Source organism: Pseudoalteromonas rubra, from assembly GCF_000238295.3.
Lineage (GTDB): Bacteria > Pseudomonadota > Gammaproteobacteria > Enterobacterales > Alteromonadaceae > Pseudoalteromonas > Pseudoalteromonas rubra.
Genome location: NZ_AHCD03000020.1, coordinates 468,211 through 493,809 on the forward strand (window position 1 = coordinate 468,211; position 25,599 = coordinate 493,809).

The window sequence follows — 25,599 nt, forward strand, 5'->3', positions numbered from 1 at the left end:
TGTTTCTAATGAGTGAAAACACATGAAAGCACTATCCAAGTTAAAAGCAGAAGAAGGGATTTGGATGACGGATGCGCCCAAACCGGAAGTTGGGCATAACGATCTGCTGATCAAAATCCGTAAAACCGCCATTTGCGGTACTGATGTACACATTTACAAATGGGATGAATGGGCACAAAACACCATTCCAACACCTATGGTCGTTGGGCACGAATATGTCGGTGAAGTTGTCGATATGGGTCAGGAAGTACGTGGCTTTGACATTGGCGACCGCGTATCTGGTGAAGGCCACATTACTTGTGGCCATTGCCGTAACTGCCGGGCTGGTCGTGTACATTTGTGCCGTAACACCATAGGCGTGGGTGTCAATCGGGAAGGGTCGTTCGCAGAATACCTGGTGATCCCTGCATACAACGCGTTTAAGATCCCGGATAACATCTCAGATGAACTGGCATCTATCTTTGACCCGTTTGGTAATGCTGTACACACTGCTTTGTCTTTTGACCTGGTGGGTGAAGATGTTCTGATCACAGGTGCAGGCCCAATTGGGATTATGGCCGCTGCTGTTGCCAAGCATGTGGGCGCACGTCATGTTGTGATCACCGACGTAAATGAATATCGTCTGGAGCTGGCTCGTAAAATGGGCGCAACGCGCGCTGTAAACGTGGCTGAAGAGCAACTTGAAGATGTGATGACTGAGTTAGGCATGACAGAAGGGTTTGATATCGGCCTGGAAATGTCGGGTGTGCCTGTGGCCTTCAATAGCATGCTGAACAACATGAACCATGGCGGTAAAATTGCCATGCTGGGTATTCCACCAAGCGACATGGCTGTTGACTGGAATCAGGTGATCTTCAAAGGGTTAGTGATCAAAGGTATTTATGGTCGCGAGATGTTTGAAACCTGGTATAAGATGGCCAGCCTGATCCAGTCGGGTCTGAATTTAGACCCGATCATCACACACCAGTTCCATGTTGATGAATTCCAGCAGGGCTTTGATACGATGATCTCTGGTCAATCGGGTAAAGTGATCTTAAACTGGGATTAAGGTCTACATGATCCTGTTTTAAAACACCTCGGGTCCGTGACCATTAACGAGGTGTTTTTTGTGTCTGCTTATTAATTAGAGAGTACTATGAGTTTTAAACATATTTCAGTCGCCCAAACCAAAGAAATGCTGGCGCAATCTGAGCTGGTCATTGCCGATATCCGTGATGCTAACTCGTTTGCGCAAGGACACATTCCGGGGGCGGAGCATTTGTCGAATGATAACCTGGGACACTTTTTACAGGAAAAAGAGTTTGAACACCCAATTATCGTGGTGTGCTATCACGGGATCAGCTCTCAGGGTGCTGCGAATTACCTGGTTGAGCAAGGGTTTGAAGAGGTATACAGCATGGATGGGGGGTTCACTCAGTGGGCGCAAGAACTCCCGGATAGCGTGGCAAAATGAAACTGTTAGGCTCCCACGATAACCCGCGCGCGGTTCAGGGAGTCGCTGACTATCTGAAAACCCACAATATAGAGTGTCGGGTGACCAGTGAAGACGGGCAGCAGGTTTCTGTGTGGGTTGCTGAGCAACACTGGTCTCAGGCCAATGAGATCTGGCAGGAGTTTGTCGCAGACCCTTATCAGGATAAATACCTGGCAGCGTCCTGGCAACTTTCGCCAAAAGAATCTCCGCTTGTCTATCAGGGTACCAAACTAAACCTGTGGCAGCGTTTTACCCAGCTTAGCTGGATGCTTAAAGCCGTTTTTATTCTCTCTTTGGGGATATTCATGAGCTTCTTTGTGTATGGCGTTGAACCGGTCTTTGACACTTTGCAGTTTGACCCTCAAACCCCCTGGCGCTGGATCACCCCTGCTTTTTTGCATTTTGGCCTGCTACATTTGGTTTTTAATCTGTCCTGGTGGATTTATCTGGGTAATATGATTGAGCGTCGCTTGGGTAATTGGGTGCTCTGGACTGTCTTTGTGGCCGGTGCGTTACTGAGTAACTGGATGCAGTATCTGTTAGCCGACGCAAACTTTGGTGGTCTCAGTGGTGTAGTTTATGCGTTGTTGGGTTTTTGCTGGATCCACTCTGTTAAGCATCCACAGTCTCCTCCTTTGATAGGAACCCCTGTCGTTGGCTTTATGCTGATCTGGATGGTGTTAGGCTTTACAGATGTGTTGTTCGTCAATATGGCGAATTGGGCACACTTGTTTGGCTTATTGGCTGGTATGAGCGTCGCGATGCTGCTGCGTGTACGCGATTCGGAGCAGGTTTAACGCGAGGCGATTGCCCTCGCGACATTAATGGTACAAATACTTAGTGAACAGCACCTCGCGGATGATTTCTTGTCCGGTTTCTTCTTTGAGGAGTGTTTTCAGCTTTTCCGCACAGCGCTGGCGTATTTCTTCACGCCCGGTCAATGATTTGATGGTTTCTTCTGGCTCTTTACTCAGGATTTGCACGATGGCATCTCGCAAGAGGGGAGTGTGATGCTCCACAACGGCGATATTACTGACATCATCAAGCATTAAATCTACCGTTACCCTGACGTAGCCGAGCTTTTTATTAGACTGCCCGATGTAATTAGTAATGATGTCAGGCTCAAATCCAAAGTAGCCAACGGTTGATTCAGCGCGTGAGTTTGTACTCACACAAAGCAGCAAAAATGCCATCAACACGATACAGATCCGATTCATAATAGCCTGAAAATACTTAACTAAATACCAACAATAGGATTAGTTTATACGTAAAATCAGATTATGAACAGCAGTGAGTAAGGGAAAGGTAAACTTTTTTGCCGGAGTAAGCTTTGCTATTATGGCGCGGTTATTACCTGAATTGAATTACTGACTTGTTTAATCTGCCAAATTTATTGCAATCAAGCTGGGAACCGCTTACCCGGCATAAGGACATCCCGGACGCCCTGCGCGCATTGTTGTGCGAAACTGGCTCTCTGACAGCCTTACTGCGCTCACAGTGTCGTATACTGCATGTCGAGGTACTCAGTGAGCAGGTGCGCCTGCTTGATGGGGAAGTACAAGCGATTCTGAACTGCGACAGCGCCTTGTGTCGAGAGGTCGTGCTATATTGTGATGATGTTCCCGTGGTTTACGGCCAGAGCTGGATACCTGATAGTGCCAATGCGCTGGGGTTAGATAACATTGGCAATACCCCGTTAGGTGAGCGCTTGTTTGACCAACAGGCATGGCAAAGAGGCGACATTGAGGTTGCGACACTGGAACAAAAAGTGCTCCCCTCATTTTTCCCGGCCAAAGAGAAATTATACAGTGATCCTTGTTTTGCAAGGCGGAGCGTTTTTACGCGTCAAACTTGCAAGGTGCTGGTGTGCGAAATCTTCCTGAATGGAGTTAAGGTATGAAGCTATCGCGGCTGCGAGCAGACCACATAAACGAATATAAGCAGCTCATGCGTGTCGAAAAGCCCATTGGTACTTTACTGCTGATGTGGCCAACGCTTTGGAGTTTGTGGATAGCGTCGGGTGGTATACCGCAGTGGCATTTATTGCTCATTTTTGCACTGGGCACGTTTATGATGCGCAGTGCCGGTTGTGTGATTAATGACTTTGCAGATCGAAAGGTTGATGGTGCAGTAAAACGAACGGCACAACGGCCACTTGCCCGAGGCGCTGTCAGTGAAGGCGAAGCGCTTTCTTTGTTCTTATTGTTGGTCGGCGCCTCTTTTGTGCTGGTATTGATGCTGAACTGGCAAACTATCTTATTGTCATTTGGCGCGCTTGCACTAGCCAGTGTTTACCCCTTTATGAAGCGCTATACGAATTTGCCTCAGGTGGTTCTTGGCGCCGCGTTTAGCTGGGGAATACCTATGGCGTTTATGGCTGTGCAGGAAACGGTTCCTGCCATTGCCTGGGTGTTATTTATTGCTAACTTGCTCTGGACCGTTGCCTACGACACTAAATACGCCATGGTTGATAAGGACGATGACCTTGTCGTAGGTATTAAGTCTACCGCTATCTTATTCGGGCGTTGGGACAGACATGTCATTGCTGTCCTCAATCTCGCATTTTTAGGCTGTATGGCCTGGGTTGCAACCCAGGTTTCCCTGTCTGTGTGGTTCTGGTGTGGTTTTGTGGTCGCCGGTTTGTGGCTGACTAGGCTGCAATGGCAGATCAATGACAGAAGCAGAGAGAAGTGTTTTCAGGCATTTTTGAGCAATAACTATGTTGGGTTAGCGATGTTTGTTGGGGTAGTAGTTGGTATCTGACGGGTATCTTCACCCATATTGACTCAGAGGCTTGTTCGTTATTCGTCGTGGCTTTTTTGACAGGAAATGTAAGGGTGAGCGAATTTTTTGACTCTATTACCGCGGGTTTATACTTATAAAACCCGAACAGAATACCTAAAACTCGCTCTAAACTCCCATTTAACCAAACAGTATAAGAAATCTAGTTAGCTAAACGTTAACTATTTACCGCTGTGGCAACGGCGTTTTTCTGTGCTGTTTGTTCGATTAATGACAACAAGTTACTGACGTGTGAACCACTGCCAAGTTGGTGGCTGGTCTGCACGACAATTTGCTCATGACTAGCGTCCTTGTTAGTCTTCAGTAAGATCAGTTCCGGGTCTTGTGCGATGACCTTAGAATGTTCAATGCTTGCAATGGCAAAGCTCTGGCTATTCTTCAGTCCGTCAATCACCTGGCTGATATTACCAATTTTGACATTGGTTGATTTGTTAAGCCCTTCAACCGCCTCATTGAGCATGTTCTGTACCTGTTTGGACTGAGAGAAACAGCCGTACATCGGGTACTGAGCAAGCTCACTGCGACGAATACTGTCTTGTGTTGCCAGCGGATGCTGTTTAGCAACAAACAAAACAAGTTGGTCAGGCAGATGGATATCACTCACTAAGCTGGTTGCAGACTCAAGATAAACACTAATGTCTATTTCACCCAGCTGTAGCTTGCGAAGTAGATCGTGTTCATTTAAAAGTTGCATCTCAACTTTGACGTTAGGGAAATCCGCCAGAAACTGTCCACATGACGTTGGCACTATGCTACTGGCTTGCGCAGTGTAACCAACAACAACACGTTGTTGATCACGACCAAACAAGCTTTGTTTGATAGTGTTTCTGGTTATGTCTAATTCCGATAAGGTCGACTTACAATAATTCAGAAAAAGTTCGCCCTGTTCGGTCAGTTTGACGGAGCGGGTAGATCGTTTGACAAGTTCACAGCCAATTTCATCTTCCAGTGTCTGAATGCTTCTGGTGAGTGCGGAAGTACTGATATTGGTTTGTTCTGCGGCTTGCCTAAAGTGGCGTAAATTGCCTAAAGCAACGAATTGCTCGAGTTGTTCAAATCTCATGTGAAATTCCTTTTATTTCAACAAAAATGCAATGACAACGTTGATTCCCTAATACTAATACAGTTTAGAGAAACATCCAAGTGAATTTTTTACATTTCGCTTACAAAAATTAGTCTGGGTACTGATCGCGTATTGCGAGGAATTGTTCCAGATTTTCTACAAACAGATCAACCAGTTTGGGATCAAATTGTTGGCCACGCTGGTATTTTATCTCTGTTAGAATTTTTTCAAGTGTCCAAACCGGCTTGTAACAACGAACACTTCCCAATGCATCGAACACATCAGCGAGTGCTGTAATTCTTCCGGCAATGTCTATTTGTTCACCTTTAAGCCCTTGCGGGTATCCGCTACCGTCCCACTTTTCGTGGTGTTGGTGTGCGATAATTGCGCCGCATTGCAAAATATCATTTGTTGAGTTTTTTAGTATTTCATAACCCTGTTGGGCATGAGTCTTCATTATTGCCCATTCATCGTCATTCAGTTTTCCTGGTTTATTGAGAATGACATCTGGGATGCTAATTTTGCCAATGTCGTGCAATGGTGACGCTAGTTTAATAATTTCGGCTCTATAATCGTTCAATCCGACCAATTTAGCCAGTAATAAACTGTAATGTGCCACGCGCTTAACATGTGAACCTGTTTCTTTAGAGCGCTTTTCTACGGCCTCTCCGAGTATATAAGACAGCTCTTTTTGTGATTCTTTTACTGTTTCTCTGAGGTTCAGATTATCGTATGCCAGTGCGATGTTGTTCGCGAAGAAGGCGAGCAACTGACAATCCGTGGGTTGCAACAGGCCTTTTTTACTCACGTATAACATGGTCTCCAGACCAGCCTGACTGGTAAAGTAACCGACGTACTCGTGGTCGGACTTACTGGATGTTTTACGATTGTGTGTTTCTATAAAGCGACTTTTCACTTTATCCGGTAAGGCGGTTTGTTCCGGCTCAATGCCTGCACCAGATGCGGCAAGCAGTTGAAACTCTGCTCCTGCGCCGTTTTGCTTGTTCACCGCCGCTGCACAGTAGATATCGGAATCCGTGAGGCCCATCACATCGGCAACGTGCGATAGGATAGTCGAGGCAAAGTCCTGCACGTTATTACATTTAAGAAAGCTTGAAGAGGCATCAATAATGCGCTCCAGCCCTCGCTTATGGCGCTCAATAGTTTGAATATCGCGGTGAGAACGCAGTGCCGAGTAAAGCAAGGTCTTTAATTTGACTGCGGTGAGTTCGGTTTTATTTTTGTAATCATTGATATCATAATCGCGAATAACTGATTCTTCGGGCGCCTCTCCGGGCTGCCCTGTGCGCAAGATCAGGCGAATATCATGGTTGGCCATATCGTTGCGAATGAACTTGATGAGATCGAGCCCTGCGTGGTTGCTTTCCATAACAACGTCGATTAGTCCCACTGAAATGGACTCTTCGGAATTTAGGATATCCATTGCCTGCTTAGCTGAGTAGGCATGATGAAAACGCAAGGGTTTTTGTTCAAACCTGAAATCAGATAACACTAATTTAGTTACCTGATGGATATCCTCTTCATCATCAACCACCAGGATATCCCAGTGGGCATTGTCCACTGTAATTTGCTCCTCATCCTTAAGTGGCTCATTTGTAAAGAGAAAGCTGCTCACATAGAACCTCTGCTAAGTGCCTATTCTCTGTTAGTATAGCCAGCAAAAAAGTGAGTTGCTTAATCTTGTATTGGCTTTTTTTCAATATTGTTGAGCTCAATCTCGATGGCATCACAAGAAATGTGTATCTCATAGAGCGAAAGCAGCAAAGAAAGTGCGAGGCAGCAAAGACTGGCACCAAACAAAATGACCCCTAAAAGAGCCACTTCAATGAACAGGGCAAACATGGACATGGTACAGAGTAAAAAGGCGATGACGCCCCATACCTGCATCAGGCGGATGAGTTTGATACGCTTTTTGAGGTTATCGATTTGTGCAACGACCAGTGGCCTGAGTTGGTCGCCTTCTCTGGCGTTTAACTCTCTTATCAGCTGTGCCAAAACTAAGAATCGATTGGTGTAGGCCAGTAATAACAAAGAAATTGCGGGGAACAGCAATCCGGGTGTGGTGAGCGTCATTTTTGTACTCCGTCTAAGCACGCTACAATAGTGATTATCATAGCAAAATTTTGGAGTCCAGTGATGAGTAATGCAATGTTTGACTGGACGTGCGTATATCGCACGGATAACCCGTTGGAAGCCCATATCGTACTTGGATTATTGGCTCAGGCGCGACTCAAAACGCACGTCGAAGGAGAGGCACTGGCAGCTGCATTGGGAGAGATGCCCTTTGCGCACAACACAATAAAAATATTTGTCTGTGCGATAAAAGTACCCGAGGCAGAAGAAATCTTGGTAAACTATCAGCAAACTAATTTATCGGAAGACTGGCAGTGCAGCAGCTGCTTTGAACACAATGGTTCGGGGTTTCAATATTGCTGGCACTGTGGAAAAAGCTATGACGAAGGCAAATAACTTTCAGCGCATCAGAGAGCTAAATTATTTACAAAAAGCGGTACTTGCGGCTGCGATATTAGAACGTATGCTGCCAAATTACGGTTTGTTCAGTGAAGCGACTGGGTTTGGAGATGAGACGACCCTGCGCAGTGCATTGAATGTTTGCTGGGAAAAAGTGTTGCTGCCGAAAAGCAAAATCAGCTTAGAAAAACAAATTGAAAAAATTGAGCCTAATGTTCCGGAGCTAAAAGACTTTGACATGTTCGGCACCTATGCGGCAATTGACGTGGCCACGGCGTTACTTGGCTTTATCCAAGGTGTGATGAGTAAAGATGAAAGTGAGTTTGTTAATGTGGCCAAAATCTCTCAGGCAACTGTAGCCAGGTACATTGAATTCTTACTGATGGCAGAAGACATTGAGCCGGATAATCAACATGTGAGAGAGCATCCTTTGATGCAATACGAAATCGAGGTGCTTGGTGAACTCATCGATTGTGTTGCACAAATGCCGAGGATTGACAACCAGTCGGTTAAAACGCTCAAGGCACTGGCATTGAGCGACGGCCAGACAAACATTGGTCTGGCAATCGACGCCTGAATTTTTTGTCCAAATTTTTAAGTAGTGGAGAATCAACATTGCGAATTCTAGGTATCGAATCCTCTTGTGATGAGACGGGGATTGCCATCTATGATGACGAGCAGGGACTTTTGGCGCATCAGTTGTACAGTCAGGTAAAAGTGCATGCGGATTATGGGGGGGTAGTACCGGAGCTGGCGTCCAGAGATCACGTTCGCAAAACCATTCCTTTAATTGAAGCCGCTTTTAAACAGGCTGGCTGCGGCCCTGAGTCGCTTGATGGCATTGCTTACACCGCCGGACCGGGTTTAGTCGGAGCTTTACTTGTTGGGACTTCTATCGGTCGCTCTTTGGCATTTGGTTGGAATATTCCCGCAGTGGCTGTTCATCACATGGAAGGGCACTTGTTAGCACCTATGCTGGAAGATGATATGCCCGAATTTCCATTTGTCGCCTTACTGGTATCTGGTGGTCACACTATGATGGTGAAAGTGGCAGGCATTGGGGAATATGAGGTACTTGGTGAGTCGGTGGATGATGCTGCCGGTGAGGCCTTTGATAAAACGGCCAAACTACTTGGATTAGATTATCCGGGTGGACCAATGCTGGCTAAGTTGGCGACGCAAGGTGTGGCTGGCCGGTTTGTATTCCCAAGGCCGATGACAGATCGTCCAGGCCTGGATTTCAGCTTTAGTGGGCTAAAAACCGCAGCGGCCAATACCATTAAGTCGGCAGGGGATGACGAGCAAACCAAAGCGGACATTGCTCATGCATTCCAGACTGCGGTGGTAGATACACTGGCGATTAAATGTAAACGTGCCCTGAAAGAGACAGGCATCAATCGCTTGATCATTGCAGGTGGTGTCAGTGCGAATACAGAGCTGCGTACTAAGCTTGAGCGCATGATGCAGGGGATGAAAGGCAAAGTGTACTATCCTCGCACGGAGTTTTGTACTGACAATGGTGCGATGATCGCCTATGCCGGCATGCAGCGTCTTAAAGCGGGTCAAACCGCTGAATTAAGCATGAAAACCCAGCCACGTTGGCCGCTGGATAGCTTACCACCTCTGTAATGGCCCGACGCTAGTCGACATTTTTCTTACCGAGCTTAGGCTCGGTGCCACTCAGGAGTCGACGAATGTTGGCTCTGTGGCGAAATATGATCAGTAAAGTCAGAAAGCACACTGGCAATGTGTACATAGGTTTGATGAGCCAGGTGTAGGCCGGCGCGGCTAATACGGTGACAATCGCTGCGAGTGAAGAGTAACGTGTCAGTGCCAACACGATCAGCCAGGTGCCAATCAGCATCCCACCAAGCGATAGTCCGATTGGCAACAGTGCCCCAAAGGCTGTCGCAACCGCTTTACCACCGTTAAAGTGGAAAAATACCGGGTAAATATGGCCCAGGCAGGCACACACCGCGACAACGCCCAGCCAGATGGGTTCAATACCCAGAAAGTAGGCTCCCCACACCGGAATTGTCCCTTTGAGAATATCAAATACCAGGACCAGAGCGGCAGGGAGTTTTCCACCCAGCCGTAACACATTGGTTGCGCCAGGGTTATTTGAACCGGAAAAGCGGGGATCAGGCAACGAAAATAGTCTGGAAATCAAAATCGCGGAAGAGATTGAACCAAATAAATAAGCACAAATACATATTAAACTGACTATCACAAGCTTCCTTATTTTTTCTTGCCGTTATTTGGGCTATCATCGTCGCTTTATTTTAAGGCGGCTGAGTACGTGAAAAAGCCGATCCGAATCAGTCATGTCAGGAGTTTACATGGACACGGTCTATATCTCGCAATTACACGTCGAGACCATAATAGGAGTTTACGACTTTGAAAAAGAAAGTAAACAAAGCCTTTTCTTTGATATAGCGATGAAGACTGATATCTCGGCTGCTGCGCGACAGGATGACATTACGCTGGCCGTGGATTATGCCAAAGTCAGTGAGCGAGTAATTGCCCATACTGAGGCGAGTCGGGTTGAGCTACTTGAGACACTGGTTGAGCAACTGGCTGCCATTATCCTACAAGAGTTTGCTATTGAGGCTATCACTATCCGGGTTAGTAAGCCGGCAGCCGTTCCTCAGGCACAAACTGTTGGCCTGGAAATCACGCGGAACCGATAGTATGGCGCATGTGTTTATCAGTATAGGATCCAATGTCGATCGCGACCGTCATTTCCGCCAGGGGCTGACAACGCTCATTCAGCATTTTCCTGATTATGTTCATTCGGACGTTTATGAAAGTGAGCCGGTGGGGTTTAACGGTAAGAACTTTTACAACTCTGTGTTTGCTACGCATACAGATATGTCATTGCCTGATTTGTGTGTGTTGCTTAAACAGATAGAGCGCGATAATGGCAGGACACCTCAGGATAAGAAATTCAGCCCCAGAACACTGGATCTGGATATCCTGTTTTACGATGACGTGATCTGTGACTCCCCGGCTCAGCTGCCACGTGATGAGATTACAAAGAACGCCTTTGTACTCAGGCCTTTGGCTGAAATTGCCCCAGCGTTTATTCATCCCGTATTGGGCTGTAGTATGGCTGAGATCTGGCAAGCTTATGACAACCAAACCCAAAAACTATGGAAAGTGGAGTTTTCTTTACCGTGAGTATCATTGAAATTATTGTCCTGGCATTGATCCAGGGGTTAACCGAATTTCTGCCGATTTCCAGTTCAGCACATTTGATTTTGCCGTCTCAGATTTTAGGCTGGCAAGATCAGGGGCTGGCATTTGATGTTGCCGTGCATGTAGGCTCATTGGCCGCTGTACTCATTTATTTTCGCAAAGAAGTGGCCGACATATTGGGCGCCTGGTTTAAATCCTTCGGCAAACAAGGTTCGACGGATGATAGTCGCCTGGGTTGGTGGATTATCGTGGCAACGATCCCGGGTCTGGTGATTGGGTTTTTGGCTAAAGATCTGGTTGAAGACTTTTCCCGTAGCGCCTGGGTTATTGCGGCAACGACGGTCATTTTTGGCTTGCTGCTTTGGTATGCCGATGCCACTGCAAAACAAACCAAAACCATATATCAATTGAACTGGCGCAGCGCTCTGATCATTGGCTTTGCTCAGGTCGTAGCAGCTTTGCTGCCAGGCACGTCGCGTTCAGGGATCACGATGACGGCAGGGATGATGTTGGGGCTAAACAAGCAAAGTGCGGCCCGGTTCTCTTTTTTAATGTCTATTCCAATCATTGCTGCTGCGGGTGGCTATTACACCTTGAAGCTGGCCACGGGCGATGAGCTGATTGACTGGAGCGCCATCATCACCGGGGCTGTGTTGTCGTTTATCTCCGCCTACACGTGTATTCACTTCTTTTTGAAAGTGATAGAACGGATGGGGATGTTGCCATTTGTGATCTATCGTTTGCTGTTAGGTTTGTTCCTGGTGATTTTCCTGATGGTATAAGCTGACAAAAAGCGGGTATGTTTACCCGCTTTTTGTTATACCGCTTTTCGATAATACACCACATCCATCGGTCCAGCCGGGCCTTCATGAATACCCTCTCGTAAGAAAGTCATGGAGAGCTTTTTCATGATGTTAATTGAGCCCAGGTTCTCTTTGAGTGCCTCTGCGCTGAGATAATCCATTTTATCCTGCTCAGCCAGATGCGTGGCAATGTGTCTGGCAGCTTCGGTTGCATAGCCTTTTCCCCAGGCGATTTGTTTGAAGCGCCAGCCTATTTCCAGATCCCGCTCGTCTATTTCACCATTAAAGAAATACATGGGACGGATCAACACCCAGCCCAGAAAAGTCTCGTCATCAATCAAGCTACAATGCCACAGGCCCCAGCCCTGTTCCGGGTTCGTAAACTTAGCCAGGCGAGGCAGGTAGAATTGCTCAATTTGTTCACGAGAAGTCGGTTTGCCATTGGTTAAGTAGCGCATTACCGCCGGGTCACTGTCCAGTTCGGTGAGTAAATCACCATCATTTTGAGTCATGAGGCGGTATTTCAAACGTGCTGAAGGGGCAATTATCATCATTGTTATACTGCTTTTATTACTAGAATTGTCTAAGATAGCCGGCCCAAGTTTGAGGAGAGAAGTGTGGAAAACTCGGTACTGGCATTACGAGCCCAACAAATAGCATCCGCGCGGCGGGAATTCAAGGCCCGGGGGTCAAAATTACCTCGTTGTGAGCGGTGTTTACTGGCACAGCCGCTGTGTATTTGTGCGGGCATTCAGGTCGCCGAGTGCGATAGTGCAGTTTGCCTGCTTATGTACCATAACGAGAGCTTTAAGCCTTCTAATACGGGGCGACTCATTGCTGATATTGTTCCGGATAACCATGCATTTCGCTGGGACCGAACTGAGCCTGAGCCAGGCTTGCTGACTTTACTAGAAGATCCGGCTTATCAGCCTGTCGTGGTCTTTCCAGCCGAGAATGTGGAACCGAAACGCGTAGTGCACCGTGTAACTCGGCAAAGTGGTAAAAAACCGCTCTTTATTTTCCTGGATGGTACCTGGCGTGAAGCGAAAAAGATGTTTCGTAAAAGCCCTTATCTGGATCAATTTCCGGTGTTGTCGGTAACGCCTGAAAGCTTGTCGGATTACAAACTGAGAGTGGCTCCGCACGCTCATCAGCTTGGTACCGCAGAAGTCGCTTGTGTGGTGTTGGCTGAAAATGGCGAGACGCAGGCTGCAGAGTACCTGACTCAGCATTTTGTGGATTTTCGAGATGCCTATCTGAAAGGGAAAAAAAGTAAGCTTTCTTGAGTGAATGAGAGCACGCGAAGTGGCAGTCAGACAAAATAAGAAGAGCGCGACCCTTGCGGGCCGCGCTTGACGGAATCTTCTAAATAGCATCCTGCTATGTTGATGAGATCAACTCCTTACATGCTCGTCCATGTCTCGCCTTGCGTTGTCATTCTGCGAGATGTACATCCTGTACTGTCCTTTAAGCAATCAGCAGTCCCAGTTGCTGAATTAGTCCATGCTAACCATCCTTTGTGTCGTCATCCTGACTTGTTCCTATCTCCCTGTATTCCAATACACCATCCACCTGTGTATCAACATCCTTACTTAATCGGCATTTCCTGTTGTCCGAAGCCTAATCCTAGTTCCTGACACTCCTACCGCACAAACTCCCTGATAAGCAACTCAATCCATTTCCATGTTGCTTTGTGCTCTCCCCTTGAGATGACTAAAGTATATGGGAGTCTGGGTGAGATAACAGCACGAAAAAACGCTTTGAATTTCGTTTAAATAAGTTGCTTGTAAAAAAACTTGTTATCTAACAAAGACCTTTTTATATTTTGCTGATAAAGTCAGCGTTATCTTCATAGATTGCGACAGGCTTAGTGAGAGATCTCTCACAACTAAATGTCCGGATGTCGCTAATTAATAAAATTGCAATATGTTGAACTATCGGCTGTATTTTGCCGGGATCCGGGTTACCATAGCCTGAGAATAGTTATTGTTATTATTTGGAGCCTATATGAAAAGTGCAATCGCAACACTGCTTGCTGCTGTAACCAGTTTATCTGCTGTCGCTGCGGATGAAGTGAACATCTATTCCTATCGTCAGCCTTTCCTGATCCAGCCGATCCTGGATGACTTTACTAAACAGACCGGCATTAAAACCAATGTTGTGTTTGCCAAAAAAGGTTTGATTGAGCGGGTTAAACGTGAAGGCAAACACGGTCGCGCCGACTTGGTTCTGACCTCAAACTTCAGCGCCATGATCCAACTAGAAGAAATGGGGCTGACTAACCCCATTGACAGCGATAAAGTTGATAAAAATATCCCGGCCAGCTTTCGTGATCCGGATGGTCATTGGGTCGCGCTGACCAAACGCGTACGCAATGTCTATTCGTCAAAAGACAGAGCGGGCAAGTTGACCAGTCTGAGTTATGAAGAGCTTGCTAGCCCTAAATACAAAGGCAAAATCTGTACACGTTCGGGTAAACACCCATACAACCTAGGGCTGGTGGCTTCTATGATTGCGCATCATGGTGAAGCCGAAACCAAAACCTGGCTGCAAGGGGTGAAAGCAAACCTGGCACGTAAGCCACAAGGTAATGATCGCGCGCAGGTAAAAGCCGTAAAAGAAGGCTTGTGCGACCTGGCGCTGGGCAACAGCTATTATTTTGGCAAAATGCTCGAAGACAATAAGCAAAGAGCCTGGGCTGATGCCGTCTATATTAACTTTCCAAACCAGAGTGATCGGGGTTCACATTTGAACGTTTCGGGTGTCGTGATGACCAAGTACTCGAAAAACAAAGAAAATGCCTTGAAACTGATCGAGTTTATGACCGACAATAAAGCGCAGAACATGTACGCCTCGATGAATATGGAATATCCGGTTAAACCGGGCGTCGAATTGTCGAAATTAGTGGCATCCTGGGGCACTTTTAAGGAAGACAGCCTACCATTGTCCGAGATCAGTAAATACCGTCCGATGGCGCTTAAGCTCATCGATGAGGTAAAATTTGACCTGTAAATGCAATTAAAACAAAGTCTGTCCTCGTGGCAGAGCATAGCGTGGTTGATAGGCATTGCGCTGTCAATCCCGCTGGCATTTTTGATTTTCGAAGCGCTGCAAGGCGAATCGGAAGTATTCAGCCATCTATGGCAGAGCGTGTTGTGGGACTACACTCGTAACACCCTGGTGCTGATCGCCGGCGTTGTGGCGCTCAGCGCATTGATTGCCCTGCCTCTGGGGTGGTTAACTGCCTATTGTCGTTTTCCCGGTAAGCGGGTGTTTGAATGGGCGTTGATGCTACCCCTGGCACTGCCTGCTTATATTATCGCATACGTCTATACTGACCTGTTGGATTATGCGGGCCCGGTTCAAATCTGGTTACGGCAACAATTTGGCTGGCAGGGGCCGGATGATTACTGGTTTATCGACCTGCGTACTTTGCCTGGTGCGATTGTAATGATAGCGCTGGTGCTCTATCCCTATCTTTATTTAATTTTTAAAACCGCATTGCGAGAACAGTCTTTTAAACTGGTTCAGGCAAGCCAGCTGATGGGCATGAGTCCGGCGCAAAGTTTCTTTAAAGTCAGCCTGCCCCTGTCTCGTGGCGCAATTGTCGCGGCACTTGCGCTGATCAGTATGGAGACCATGGCAGACTTTGCCACAGTCCATTATTTTGCGGTCAGTACCCTGACGACGGCAGTGTATGACACCTGGTTGGGGTATTATTCCCTGACTGCGGCAGCCAAAATCTCGGGCATTATGTTGCTGTTTCTATTTGTTGCCCTGTTACTTGAACGAATGAGCCGTAAAACTCAGGTGGTGCACGAGCGTCAATCCGGGGTTAATGACACCCACTTATATGACTTAACGGGTTATCAGGGGTGGCTGGCCTGGGGGTTTTGCATGCTGATCCTTGGCGTCGCGTTTTTTGTTCCGGTCGGCATATTGCTCAATTATGCATTTCATTATTTCGAACAGGCCTGGAATGCCGAGTTCTTTACCTATGCGCTGCAAAGCTTACAGATCAGTCTGTATGTGAGCGTGATTGCCATGTTTATCAGTTTACTGGTGGTGTACTATCAGCGCATCGAGCCGGGTAAGTTCACCAATCTGCCGGGGCGCTTTGCCAGTACGGGTTATGCCCTGCCAGGTACTGTTTTGGCTATTGCGGTTTTGCTGCCGCTGACGCTGATGGATACCAAGCTTAATGACTGGCTGGATGGCAGTGGTTTTGAGCCGGGGCTGTTACTGAGTGGTACCTTGTTCGCGATGATTTTTGCTTATGTGGTGCGCTTCTATGCCATCGCACATGGCGCGGTTGAATCCAGCTTTGTGCGGATCAGCCCAAGTATTGACATGGCCAGTCTGTCACTCGGGAAAGGGCGCTTCCAGACTCTGACTCAGGTTCATATGCCCCTGCTCAAGCGAGGCTTGTTGACGGCTGGATTACTGGTCTTTATCGAGTGTATGAAAGAACTGCCTGCGGCGCTGTTATTACGCCCCTTTAATTTTGAGACCCTGGCCACGCATGTTTATCAGTATGTCAGTGATGAGCAGTTAGAGTTGGCCTCGATTTCAGCGCTGTTTATCGTCCTGGTCGGACTTATCCCATTATATTGGGTTAACCGCTCAATGGAGCAACATAACTAATGCCAAGTTTAGAAATTCAATCGTTAAACTATCACTATGACGGCCATCCTGTGATCCAGCAGCTTGATTTAACCGTGGCTGAAAATGAAATAGTGTGTTTGCTTGGCGCCAGTGGCTGCGGCAAAACCACGACCCTGAAAGCGATTGCTGGCCTGTTGCACCCTCAACAGGGAGAAATCCGCATCAATGGTAAAAGTGTCAGCAGCGAGCGGCACTTTGTCGCTCCTCAGCATCGTAATATCGGCATGATGTTTCAGGACTATGCGTTATTTCCTCACCTGACAGTGGCACAGAATATTGCCTTTGGCCTGAATAAACTGAGTAAGGCAGAACGCCGGAATCGTGTGGCGCACATGTTAGAACTGGTGCACCTTGAAGGCTATGCAGCGCGTTTTCCTCATGAGTTGTCAGGTGGTCAGCAGCAGCGTGTGGCCATTGCCAGAGCGCTGGCATATCACCCTAACTTGCTACTGCTGGACGAACCCTTTTCTAATATTGACGCCCAGGTGCGTTTTCAGCTGATCAAAGATATTCGCGATATTATTAAGGATCAGCAGGTATCCGCTATCTTCGTCAGCCACTCTAAAGATGAAGCGTTTGCTTTTGCCGATCGACTCGCCATCATGCACCAGGGGCAGATCGCTCAGTTGGGTACACCCAAAGAACTCTTTCAGCACCCGAGCAGTCGTCAGGTCGCTGAGTTTTTAGGGCAGGGTGCGTACGTTTCGGCACAGCGTCACAACGGTGCGCAGGTTGAAACCGCGTTTGGGTCGGTAGAGTCTCTGATTGATATTGAAAGCCCGTCCCGGGAAGGGCAGATTTACCTCAGGCCCAGCCATATTGAGTTGTTTAATACCGAGCAGGGACAAGTTGATGTGGCGCAATATCGCTTTGTTGGCACCGAGTATTTATATGCCATCGAGCTGGAAGGTCAGATGCTGGAGGTCGCTATGCCATCAGATAAACCGCTTGATCTGAGTCGGCCGGTAAGTTTGAAAATTAAGCCCCATGCGATAAACTTCTTTTCTTAATGCATAACAATTCGTTACATTAGCTTATAGCAATTTAGGTAAGTGCAAATGATTGGGCGGTGAAAGGAAATGGCCAAGAAGTAACCGGCAAAACCGCACCGTTCAGGTTCAGGATGGTTGGCGAATATAGCAATCAGCACTTACACAACCACTGTGAGGGGGTTAAATCAGCCGCTGACTGTGTAAAAAATTCTTATTTAGAGCATTTAAATGACAATTTTTTACTTGGTTAGCACCGGGATTTTTCCGTCTCAAGATGAGCGACTTAACTATGCGGATTGATATTATGTCAGATTTTCGCGTGTTGATATAATGATAGGATGGGGTGATGGCGCAAGCACAATCAGGGGTATGTGCCGAGGCAAACCTGCATGGTTTGCACTTATTTTTTAATGTACTGGATGGTCAGGATGAGGTCGTGCGCTCGGCACTCAGTCAGGCCGGCAGACTACAGGACGAACTCAGCGACCGCTTTTCAGAGGCCATGCTCAGCAGCTTTGTGGCTGTGGGTGCACAGTATTGGCCGCATATTTATCCCGAGTTCATTCCCCCTCAGCTGAAAGGTTTCCCCCTGATTAAAAGCAGTGAGCATTTGTGCCACAGCCAGCCTTTTGATTTGCTCTATGTGATCCGCTCAGATCGGGAAGACGTGAATCACCTGTTCGCCCAGAGTGTGCTGCACATGTTGTCCGGGTGTGTAGAGCTGGTTGCCCAGGTACGCGCTTTTCGTTTTCTCGATGGACGCGACTTCAACGGGTTTGTTTATGGTGCCGATATACCTCATGGTCGATTTAAACGTCAGGTGGCTTTGGTGAGCAACTCAGGGGGCCTGGATGATCAGGGCAGTTATATCCATATTCTGCGGACTCAGTTCGACCTGGCCCGCTGGCAGGCGTTGCCCTTGTCAGATCAGGAGCAACTGATGGGACGCACTCGACTGGACAACGAGTTGATTGACGATGCGCCGCCATACAATCACGCTCGACTTAATGAGATCAAAGACAGTGAAGGAAAGCCTTTGCTGTTGAATCAGAGTATGCCCTATGGAGATGTTTATGAGCAGGGGAGCCTGTGGCTCAGTTGCGCTGCAAAAGGCAATGCGTTTGAGCAGCTGTTACATAGCCGCTTTGGTTTGTCTGGTGACGGGGACTATGATCCGCTACTGGATTACTCGCAAGGTGATATGGGGGCAGCTTTTTTTGCGCCATCGCTGCAGTTCTTGCAACAAATGGCGCAGTCGTGAGCGCTATCAGACGTTATCAAATAGTGTTTTGACCCGCTCCAGCGTCGCGTCGATTTCAGAGACTTTGGCGGGGGCAATAAAAATGGTGTCATCGCCAGCGATGGTCCCTAACACTCCATCGGCAGATCCCAGAGAATCCAATAAGCGCGCAATCAGCTGAGCTGCGCCCGGGCTGGTGCGTATGATGATCATCATCTCGTTGTGGACGATATCAATGACCAGTTGGCGTAGCGGGCTTTTTGCCGTTGGTACGCCCATCTCTGCGGGCAAACAATATACCATTTCCTGTTTGGCATTGCGGGTCCGGACTGCACCGAACTTACTTAGCATACGAGAGACTTTACTTTGGCTGATATTGTCAAATCCCTGATCTTTTAGGGCATCGACGATTTCACCTTGAGAACCAAAATTTTCTTCTTTTAACAGGGCCTTAAAGGCTTTAACGAGGGCTTCTTGTTTTTCCTGCGGCTGCATACTTAATACTTCTTTGTGACTCGACTGTTAGGATTTTACACAAAACCAGTCTGTTACCCAAATTTCAGGACAAGAAGATTCTTCAAGCTGTGCAGATTATCTATATTAGAAACGCATGGCATGCGTAAACCATTAGTAGCAGAATTTGTCGCGAACTTTACAACTATAGTCGAAAAAAAGACGAAAATTGCGCGTATAAATTTGTTTTTGGCGGCGCTTTTCATTATCTTTACAGCACATTTAATTCCACCTTCAAATTATGGAGAATTCCAATGAAAGTTGCTGTATTAGGTGCCGCTGGCGGTATCGGTCAAGCATTGTCTCTTTTGCTTAAAAACGGTTTGCCTGCTGGTTCTGAGCTTGCGCTATATGACGTAGCGCCAGTAGTACCTGGCGTAGCGGTTGATCTGTCTCACATCCCAACAGCGGTAAAAGTCGCTGGTTTTGGTAAAGACGACCTGGATGCAGCGCTGGTTGATGCAGACATCGTATTGATCCCTGCAGGTATGCCACGTAAGCCTGGTATGGATCGTGCTGATCTGTTCAATGTAAACGCAGGCATCATCAAGACTCTGTCTGAAGGCATCGTTAAAAACTGTCCTAAAGCCCTTGTTGGTGTGATCACTAACCCGGTAAATGGCACTGTGCCAATCGTTGCTGAAGTATTCAAAAAAGCGGGTACTTACGATCCAGCTCGCGTTTTCGGTGTAACAACACTGGACGTGATCCGTGCAGAGACTTTCATCGCTGAGCTGAAAGGCCTGAACGTAAATGACGTTAAAGTACCAGTGATCGGTGGTCACTCAGGTACAACTATCCTGCCTCTGCTTTCTCAGGTTGAGGGCGTTGAGTTCTCTGACGAAGAAGTCGCAGCACTAACTAAGCGTATCCAGAATGCGGGTACTGAAGTGGTTGAAGCGAAGGCGGGTGGCGGCTCTGCAACTCTGTCTATGGGCGCAGCGGCAGCGCGTTTCTGCTTCTCACTGGTTAAAGGTCTGCAAGGTGAGAACGTGGTTGAATACGCTTATGTTGAAGGCAACACTGGCGATGCAACTTTCTTCGCACAACCAGTTCGTCTTGGCAAAAACGGCGTAGAAGAGCTACTTCCTTACGGCGAGCTGAGCGCGTTTGAGCAACAAGCAAAAGACGACATGCTTGCGACTCTTGAAAAAGACATCAAAGAAGGTGTTGATTTCATGGCATAATTGCCACTTTACAGTGCAATAATTTTCACTGTAATCGAAACTAAAAAAGCCTGTCTGGTGACAGGCTTTTTTGTGTCCGCGGCAGTTGCAGTTTATTAGTGCAGGATCCGGGCGCGGATAGTACCTTCTACAGCGCTTAGCTCTTTTAATGCCACTTCAGAGTGGTCACTGTCAACATCGATGACCACGTAGCCAATGCTGTCATCCGTTTGCAGATACTGCGCAGCAATGTTGATACCATGTTGTGCAAACGCCTGGTTAATTTGTGTCAGGACGCCCGGGCGGTTTTCGTGTACATGGAGCAGGCGACTGCGGTTTGATAGCTCAGGCAGTGATACTTCCGGGAAGTTGACTGCGGTGACGGTGGAGCCATTGTCTGAGTACTTAGTGAGTTTACCCGCGACTTCAATGCCAATGTTCTCCTGTGCTTCCTGCGTAGAGCCGCCGACATGGGGCGTTAAGATCACGTTGTCGAATTGACGCAGTGGAGAGACAAACTCTTCATCATTAGACTTGGGCTCGACCGGGAATACGTCGATAGCAGCACCAGACAGTTTACCGGCGCTGAGCGCTTCTGCTAAGGCATCGATGTCTACCACGGTACCGCGAGATGCATTGATCAGAATTGCGCCTTGCTTCATCACTTCCAGCTCGGCCATGCCGATCAGGTTTTTAGTTTGTGGCGTTTCAGGCACATGCAGGCTAACGACATCGGCACGTTGAAGCAGCTGAGTTAAGCTCTGCACCTGTTGTGCATTCCCTAACGTCAGTTTGTCTTCAATGTCGTAAAATTCGACCTTCATGCCAATATTCTCCGCCATGATCCCCAACTGAGTGCCTATGTGACCATATCCTATGATCCCCAGTGTTTTACCTCGGGCTTCAAAAGAGCCGATGGCCGATTTAAACCATTCACCTCGGTGTGCCATAGCGTTGCGTTTTGGAATGCCACGTAGCAATAGCAGGATCTCACCCAGAACCAGTTCGGCCACTGAGCGAGTATTTGAAAATGGGGCATTAAAGACGGCAATGCCACGCTTTTTGGCTGCGCTGAGATCGACCTGGTTAGTGCCAATACAAAAGCAGCCAATCGCGACCAGCTTTTCAGCTGCTTCCAGCACCGTCTCATTTAGGTGAGTGCGTGAGCGGATCCCCACAAAGTGGACATTCTTGATCCGCTCAATCAGTTCATTTTCAGGCAGCGATGTCTTCACGTACTCGATATTGCTATAACCGTTGCGTTTGAGCGTTTCAACGGCGCTCTGATGTACGCCTTCCAACAATAAAATGCGAATTTTGTCCTTAGACAGGGATACCTTACTCATGACTCATTCCTGTTACTTAATTTGTGGCCCCTCTGGGGTACCAGTGATGACGATGTCGGCACCGCGCTGAGCAAACAGGCCATTGGTGACAACGCCGACGATTTGATTAATTTTCTCTTCCAGTTCGGCAGCTTGTGTGATGGACAGCCCATGAACATCCAAAATCACGTTGCCGTTATCTGTTACCACACCCTGACGATAAACAGGATCGCCACCGAGTTTAAGTAATTCGCGGGCAACGTAGCTGCGTGCCATCGGGATCACTTCAACGGGTAAAGGAAACTGTCCCAGTACGTCTACGTGCTTGGTATTGTCGACGATACAGATAAACTTGCGGGCAACCGCTGCGACAATCTTTTCGCGTGTCAGAGCTGCTCCACCACCTTTGATCATCTGGTTGTGGGCATTAATTTCATCTGCACCATCCACATAAATATCCAATTCAGAGACGTCGTTGAGTTCGAACACGTCGATACCCAGTGCTTTGAGCTTTTCTGTAGAGGCTTCTGAACTTGAAACGGCCCCTTTGATGGTGTCTTTAACACTCCCCAGTGCGTCTATAAAGTGGTTAACGGTGGAACCTGTACCTACACCGACAACTGTGCCAGCTTCTACATATTGTAATGCCGCCCAGGCAGCTGCTTTTTTCATTTCATCTTGAGTCATAACGCGATCACTGTTTTAGTTAATTATTGGTTCGCAATTATACGCTCAAAGCACAAAAAAAATATGTCATATGCCATCAATGACTGAAATTATGACCAGATACTCAAAGCTAGTGCTCAGTGGCAACGCGTGATTGCACGCGGTACCACATGTGTTACCACTGATAGTAATGCTGTGGCGTGATTATGGTTGGAAGAGGCACATCCCAGGCTTCGGTTGGTAGCGCTGAAACTTTCTGACATTCATGGGCCAGACCAATCAATTTCGGCTGTTGCCAGTTCTCACGGTAATAACGCGCCAGCGTACGATCATAGTAGCCACCGCCCATACCAAGGCGGTTTCCTGAATCATCAAATGCCACTAATGGGAGCAGCAGGTAGTCTAGCTGCGCCAGCGGACAAATTTGGCTACAATTCAATTCTGGCTCTAAGATAGCATAGCGATTCTGCTTCATGGGTGAGTTTTTTTCATACTTCTGAAAGAGTAAAGTAACGCCGCTGAAGGGGTGTATTACAGGCAGATAAAGGTCCATACCTTCGGACCAAAGTGATTGAATTAAAAGGTTAGTTCTTAGTTCGCCATCGTTCTCAAGGTAGACCCCGATACGGGCGTTTTTAGTGGGTTTTATATGTTGAAAAAAATTAATAGTTAGTTTTTTGCTTGCCTCTATTTGTTGTTGTTCAGTTAGGCTATTACGCAATTTTCTAATGCTTTTTCTGATATCTTTCCTTGATGATGCAATTTTTTCATTTTCAAGTGAGGCTGCTTTCATTACATAGGTACCAATTCAGGGAAAGCCAGACTGAGCCCCAACACAATCAGTAACAACAGTAATAATGACAGGAGAATATACAGCAGCTTCTTAGAGCGTTTGGGGGGCTCATTGTCGAGTTCCAGTTCACTAAATAAAGCTTCATCTTCCCACTCATCTTCTTCATGCTGTTCATCCTGAACTTGCTTGCCATCGATGCGTTGCTCCAGTTCATCGAGCTTTTCTTCGATACGGATGAGACTGCTGGTGATGTAATCCAGAGCATCAAATACACGTTCATTAGCTGCATTTTGAATGTTTTCTGCGGGGGCTGAGGCCTGTGATTGCAGTTTACTCTGGATCCCGTATACGGCGAGTAATTTGGCCTGCTTTAGACATTTTTGCTTATCACCTGGGCCAAATAAGGGTTTACCGGCAGTGAAGTCGACGACTTTCTGTGTCGGTACTTTTAACTTGGCAGCGAGTTGCTCTGTGGCTGCCTGGCTGTCAGTGTCGGGCTTAAAGCCGGAAAACACGACGCGAAAATGTTCGCTCATGAGGTTTCCTCAAAATTGTTACTTCGGGTCCATTATATACTCCGCGCCCCTGTGAATTGTCGTTAACTTATTGCTGGGTAAGCGGAATAAAAAAGATGGACATCGTCAATTGTTGTTTTGAGTATACCTAACTTTTAAGCATAGTGTGTGAAGTAATCACAATGGTCATTACGAGACAAGAAACGGCACTGCATTGCAGCGCCGTGAGAGACTTGTGTGAGATCAGTATTTAGCAGGTTGATTGTACTTTAATGCGTCAGTAATGAATGCTCGCAGATCCTGATTGGCCAGGGTGAGGTCCGGGCGGCGCAGATACATCATGTGGCCAGAGCGGTAGCCTTTAAAACGCAACCGGTCCTGCATTTTACCACTGGGGTCGAGGTGCCAGAGGTTATACTTACCGTCAAAGTAGTTGGTGGCACCGTCATAGTAACCTGATTGCACCATCACGTTCAGGTAAGGGTTTTTGGCCATTGACAAACGCAGTTGCTCACCCACCTCGTTTTTGCTGCGATCCCAGGGCCTTACATCGCCAAACATATTGTATTTGATATCCGTTTTATAGTTCAGCTCGTGGCGGAAGTAATGATTAATTGCCGGCGTAAAGGCATGCAGCCAGGCATCCAGTTCAGGCCAATAGTCGGGACCTTCACCGGCGTCTCGTTTATCAATGCCCAGATAGCGGGAGTCAAGACGGCCGACGGTATAACCACGCTCGCGTAACAGCTCTTTCCAGAAACTGTGGTTGGGAATGTCGAGGTTATTTTGTAATACGAACTGCTCTGATAGCCCGCTGAAGTGTGCGACTTGCTTTGCTACTGCCAGGCGCTCTTGCTCACTTAACATAGCGCCTTTGGCCAATGCTGGCAGATAATGGTCTAAGGTGTAGGCTTCCACCTGCTCAAGTACACTCAATAAATCTTGATTTTGCAAAGCATCGGGGAGCGCCTTGTGATACCAGGCGGTTGCTGCGAAATAGGGAAGACGGTTGGCACTTTTTACCGGTCCCTGACGTTTAATGCCAATATCTGTTGGAGAAACCAGCACCACGCCGTTTAAGAATAACCATTGCTTGTTTTGTAGCTCATGGGCCAGGCCAGAAACGCGAGTTGTACCATAGCTTTCACCAATCAAAAATTTCGGTGACAGTGCACGGCCATGTCGATTGATAAAGGTATTGAGCCACCCAGCCAGATATTTGATATCAGCATTCACACCAAAAAAGCGTGATTGCAGGGTTTGCTTGTCAGCCATTGAGCCGTCTTGTTCTGGCAGCACACGAGAGTAACCTGTGTTGACTGGGTTGACGAACAGAATGTCGGCGACATCCAGTACAGAATCTGGATTATCTTTTAAGCCATAAGGCTGCATCGGGTAACCTTCATCGTCAATCTTCAGTACCCGAGGCCCGGTGTAAGCAATATGCATCCATACAGAGGCAGAGCCTGGGCCACCATTAAATGAGATCAGCAGCGGACGGGTAGCGGGATCTTTGACTTTGTTCTTTTTGTAGTAGGTATAGTGAAGAGTCGCTATCGGGTGGCCTGTTTTATCCCACACTGGCTGAGTACCTGTGGTGGCAGTGTAGGCGATACGCTCCCCGTTAAAGGTTCCTTTGTGTTCGGTGATGACCTGAGCATCAATTTGCTGGGTCAATTGACCTTGAGTATCGGCTTGTGCCGATGCGGTGTGGGGGAGTGTGGTAATAAAAGTCGCAGAAAGAGCGAACAGTAATGGCTTCAACAACATGTTTTTATTTTTTGGGTGAAATCGATCTGCTTATTTAAGACGCATCCAGGGCAGAATTCAAAAAACTTGAGACTAATTGCCAAAAAATAGGCTATGCGCAATGCGTGTTAATTTTTATGGT

29 protein-coding genes are annotated in these 25,599 nt (G+C 47.4%); 17 read left to right on the forward strand and 12 right to left on the reverse strand.

All coding sequences use genetic code 11. From position 1 onward, the window contains the following. Nucleotides 1–22 precede the first annotated feature (22 nt). The 3 genes from tdh (at nucleotide 23) to glpG (ending at nucleotide 2,271) form a co-directional block, all read left to right on the forward strand. Nucleotides 23–1,048, forward strand: a complete 1,026-nt coding sequence (tdh, locus tag PRUB_RS02100) for an L-threonine 3-dehydrogenase (RefSeq protein ID WP_010383019.1) — start codon at nucleotides 23–25, stop codon at nucleotides 1,046–1,048. 87 nt (nucleotides 1,049–1,135) lie between these two features. After that, complete coding sequence (gene glpE / locus PRUB_RS02105; protein WP_010383018.1) at nucleotides 1,136–1,453, forward strand: thiosulfate sulfurtransferase GlpE; 318 nt, start codon at nucleotides 1,136–1,138, stop codon at nucleotides 1,451–1,453. After that, nucleotides 1,450–2,271 carry a rhomboid family intramembrane serine protease GlpG gene (gene glpG / locus PRUB_RS02110; RefSeq protein WP_010383017.1) on the forward strand — a complete coding sequence of 274 codons (822 nt, stop codon included), beginning with the start codon at nucleotides 1,450–1,452 and terminating at the stop codon, nucleotides 2,269–2,271. The genes glpE and glpG overlap by 4 nt, the downstream gene beginning before the upstream one ends. 24 nt (nucleotides 2,272–2,295) lie before the next feature. Here the strand turns inward: glpG and PRUB_RS02115 are convergent, their stop codons facing one another. Beyond that, nucleotides 2,296–2,667 (reverse strand): flagellar basal body-associated protein FliL, encoded by a 372-nt coding sequence (locus PRUB_RS02115; RefSeq protein WP_422623697.1) that lies wholly within the window; start codon nucleotides 2,665–2,667, stop codon nucleotides 2,296–2,298. Nucleotides 2,668–2,846: 179 nt separating this feature from the next. Between PRUB_RS02115 and PRUB_RS02120 the strand changes: the two genes are divergently transcribed. Beyond that, nucleotides 2,847–3,374, forward strand: a complete 528-nt coding sequence (locus PRUB_RS02120) for a chorismate--pyruvate lyase family protein (protein WP_010383015.1) — start codon at nucleotides 2,847–2,849, stop codon at nucleotides 3,372–3,374. Then, the gene (gene ubiA / locus PRUB_RS02125) at nucleotides 3,371–4,237 is read left to right on the forward strand and encodes a 4-hydroxybenzoate octaprenyltransferase (protein WP_010383014.1); all 867 of its coding nucleotides are present in this window, start codon (nucleotides 3,371–3,373) and stop codon (nucleotides 4,235–4,237) included. Before PRUB_RS02120 ends, ubiA begins: the two co-directional genes overlap by 4 nt. A gap of 196 nt (nucleotides 4,238–4,433) precedes the next feature. Here ubiA and PRUB_RS02130 read toward each other — a convergent pair whose 3' ends face one another. The 3 genes from PRUB_RS02130 to PRUB_RS02140 all read right to left on the reverse strand — a co-directional run bounded on the left by PRUB_RS02130 (nucleotide 4,434) and on the right by PRUB_RS02140 (nucleotide 7,433). Beyond that, complete coding sequence (locus PRUB_RS02130; protein WP_010383012.1) at nucleotides 4,434–5,339, reverse strand: LysR family transcriptional regulator; 906 nt, start codon at nucleotides 5,337–5,339, stop codon at nucleotides 4,434–4,436. Nucleotides 5,340–5,448: 109 nt separating this feature from the next. Continuing rightward, nucleotides 5,449–6,975 (reverse strand): DUF3369 domain-containing protein, encoded by a 1,527-nt coding sequence (locus PRUB_RS02135; protein WP_010383009.1) that lies wholly within the window; start codon nucleotides 6,973–6,975, stop codon nucleotides 5,449–5,451. Nucleotides 6,976–7,034: 59 nt separating this feature from the next. Then, nucleotides 7,035–7,433, reverse strand: coding sequence for a DUF2721 domain-containing protein (locus tag PRUB_RS02140; RefSeq protein ID WP_010383007.1), 399 nt, complete (start codon nucleotides 7,431–7,433; stop codon nucleotides 7,035–7,037). A 63-nt stretch (nucleotides 7,434–7,496) separates the two neighbouring features. Here PRUB_RS02140 and PRUB_RS02145 point away from each other — a divergent pair, with 63 nt between their 5' ends. Genes PRUB_RS02145 through tsaD form a run of 3 tightly spaced genes read left to right on the forward strand, consistent with a single transcriptional unit; the run spans nucleotide 7,497 to nucleotide 9,461 of the window. Next, on the forward strand, nucleotides 7,497–7,829 hold the full coding sequence (locus tag PRUB_RS02145) for a putative signal transducing protein (protein WP_010383006.1): 333 nt from the start codon (nucleotides 7,497–7,499) through the stop codon (nucleotides 7,827–7,829). Continuing rightward, nucleotides 7,813–8,409, forward strand: coding sequence for a YjaG family protein (locus PRUB_RS02150; RefSeq protein ID WP_010383003.1), 597 nt, complete (start codon nucleotides 7,813–7,815; stop codon nucleotides 8,407–8,409). The genes PRUB_RS02145 and PRUB_RS02150 overlap by 17 nt, the downstream gene beginning before the upstream one ends. Nucleotides 8,410–8,447: 38 nt before the next feature. Further along, complete coding sequence (gene tsaD, locus PRUB_RS02155; protein WP_010383001.1) at nucleotides 8,448–9,461, forward strand: tRNA (adenosine(37)-N6)-threonylcarbamoyltransferase complex transferase subunit TsaD; 1,014 nt, start codon at nucleotides 8,448–8,450, stop codon at nucleotides 9,459–9,461. Nucleotides 9,462–9,471: 10 nt separating this feature from the next. On the opposite strand, the gene plsY is transcribed toward tsaD, so the two are convergent. Then, complete coding sequence (gene plsY / locus PRUB_RS02160) at nucleotides 9,472–10,062, reverse strand: glycerol-3-phosphate 1-O-acyltransferase PlsY (RefSeq protein ID WP_010382999.1); 591 nt, start codon at nucleotides 10,060–10,062, stop codon at nucleotides 9,472–9,474. 109 nt (nucleotides 10,063–10,171) lie between these two features. Between plsY and folB the strand changes: the two genes are divergently transcribed. The 3 genes from folB to PRUB_RS02175 are packed head-to-tail and all read left to right on the forward strand — an operon-like array spanning nucleotide 10,172 to nucleotide 11,812. Beyond that, a complete protein-coding gene (folB, locus tag PRUB_RS02165) occupies nucleotides 10,172–10,522 on the forward strand; it encodes a dihydroneopterin aldolase (RefSeq protein WP_010382997.1) in 351 nt (116 codons plus the stop codon). A gap of 1 nt (nucleotide 10,523) precedes the next feature. Beyond that, on the forward strand, nucleotides 10,524–11,012 hold the full coding sequence (gene folK / locus PRUB_RS02170) for a 2-amino-4-hydroxy-6-hydroxymethyldihydropteridine diphosphokinase (RefSeq protein WP_010382996.1): 489 nt from the start codon (nucleotides 10,524–10,526) through the stop codon (nucleotides 11,010–11,012). After that, on the forward strand, nucleotides 11,009–11,812 hold the full coding sequence (locus PRUB_RS02175; protein WP_010382995.1) for an undecaprenyl-diphosphate phosphatase: 804 nt from the start codon (nucleotides 11,009–11,011) through the stop codon (nucleotides 11,810–11,812). The genes folK and PRUB_RS02175 overlap by 4 nt, the downstream gene beginning before the upstream one ends. A gap of 35 nt (nucleotides 11,813–11,847) precedes the next feature. Here PRUB_RS02175 and PRUB_RS02180 read toward each other — a convergent pair whose 3' ends face one another. Beyond that, a complete protein-coding gene (locus PRUB_RS02180; protein WP_010382994.1) occupies nucleotides 11,848–12,387 on the reverse strand; it encodes a GNAT family N-acetyltransferase in 540 nt (179 codons plus the stop codon). A 63-nt stretch (nucleotides 12,388–12,450) separates the two neighbouring features. On the opposite strand from PRUB_RS02180, the gene PRUB_RS02185 reads away from it, so the two are divergent. The 5 genes from PRUB_RS02185 to PRUB_RS02205 all read left to right on the forward strand — a co-directional run bounded on the left by PRUB_RS02185 (nucleotide 12,451) and on the right by PRUB_RS02205 (nucleotide 18,751). Continuing rightward, nucleotides 12,451–13,119, forward strand: coding sequence for a tRNA-uridine aminocarboxypropyltransferase (locus tag PRUB_RS02185; protein ID WP_010382993.1), 669 nt, complete (start codon nucleotides 12,451–12,453; stop codon nucleotides 13,117–13,119). Between the two features lie 721 nt (nucleotides 13,120–13,840). After that, on the forward strand, nucleotides 13,841–14,845 hold the full coding sequence (locus PRUB_RS02190) for a Fe(3+) ABC transporter substrate-binding protein (protein WP_010382992.1): 1,005 nt from the start codon (nucleotides 13,841–13,843) through the stop codon (nucleotides 14,843–14,845). Continuing rightward, nucleotides 14,846–16,477, forward strand: a complete 1,632-nt coding sequence (locus PRUB_RS02195) for an ABC transporter permease (protein ID WP_010382991.1) — start codon at nucleotides 14,846–14,848, stop codon at nucleotides 16,475–16,477. Then, complete coding sequence (locus tag PRUB_RS02200; protein WP_010382990.1) at nucleotides 16,477–17,508, forward strand: ABC transporter ATP-binding protein; 1,032 nt, start codon at nucleotides 16,477–16,479, stop codon at nucleotides 17,506–17,508. The genes PRUB_RS02195 and PRUB_RS02200 overlap by 1 nt, the downstream gene beginning before the upstream one ends. Before the next feature lie 328 nt (nucleotides 17,509–17,836). Further along, complete coding sequence (locus tag PRUB_RS02205; protein ID WP_010382989.1) at nucleotides 17,837–18,751, forward strand: Dyp-type peroxidase; 915 nt, start codon at nucleotides 17,837–17,839, stop codon at nucleotides 18,749–18,751. Nucleotides 18,752–18,757: 6 nt separating this feature from the next. On the opposite strand, the gene argR is transcribed toward PRUB_RS02205, so the two are convergent. Beyond that, nucleotides 18,758–19,225 (reverse strand): transcriptional regulator ArgR, encoded by a 468-nt coding sequence (gene argR / locus PRUB_RS02210; protein ID WP_010382986.1) that lies wholly within the window; start codon nucleotides 19,223–19,225, stop codon nucleotides 18,758–18,760. Between the two features lie 272 nt (nucleotides 19,226–19,497). Between argR and mdh the strand changes: the two genes are divergently transcribed. Then, nucleotides 19,498–20,430 carry a malate dehydrogenase gene (mdh, locus tag PRUB_RS02215; RefSeq protein WP_010382983.1) on the forward strand — a complete coding sequence of 311 codons (933 nt, stop codon included), beginning with the start codon at nucleotides 19,498–19,500 and terminating at the stop codon, nucleotides 20,428–20,430. Between the two features lie 95 nt (nucleotides 20,431–20,525). On the opposite strand, the gene serA is transcribed toward mdh, so the two are convergent. From serA to PRUB_RS02240, 5 genes are all read right to left on the reverse strand, one after another. After that, a complete protein-coding gene (serA, locus tag PRUB_RS02220; RefSeq protein WP_010382981.1) occupies nucleotides 20,526–21,755 on the reverse strand; it encodes a phosphoglycerate dehydrogenase in 1,230 nt (409 codons plus the stop codon). Nucleotides 21,756–21,767: 12 nt separating this feature from the next. Continuing rightward, nucleotides 21,768–22,421, reverse strand: coding sequence for a ribose-5-phosphate isomerase RpiA (gene rpiA, locus PRUB_RS02225; RefSeq protein ID WP_010382979.1), 654 nt, complete (start codon nucleotides 22,419–22,421; stop codon nucleotides 21,768–21,770). A gap of 154 nt (nucleotides 22,422–22,575) precedes the next feature. Next, on the reverse strand, nucleotides 22,576–23,193 hold the full coding sequence (locus PRUB_RS02230) for a 5-formyltetrahydrofolate cyclo-ligase (protein ID WP_010382978.1): 618 nt from the start codon (nucleotides 23,191–23,193) through the stop codon (nucleotides 22,576–22,578). Continuing rightward, nucleotides 23,193–23,729, reverse strand: coding sequence for a hypothetical protein (locus PRUB_RS02235; protein ID WP_010382976.1), 537 nt, complete (start codon nucleotides 23,727–23,729; stop codon nucleotides 23,193–23,195). The genes PRUB_RS02230 and PRUB_RS02235 overlap by 1 nt, the downstream gene beginning before the upstream one ends. Before the next feature lie 222 nt (nucleotides 23,730–23,951). Continuing rightward, nucleotides 23,952–25,478: a S10 family peptidase gene (locus PRUB_RS02240; protein ID WP_010382974.1), complete on the reverse strand. Its 1,527-nt coding sequence runs from the start codon at nucleotides 25,476–25,478 to the stop codon at nucleotides 23,952–23,954. Nucleotides 25,479–25,599: the final 121 nt, after the last annotated feature.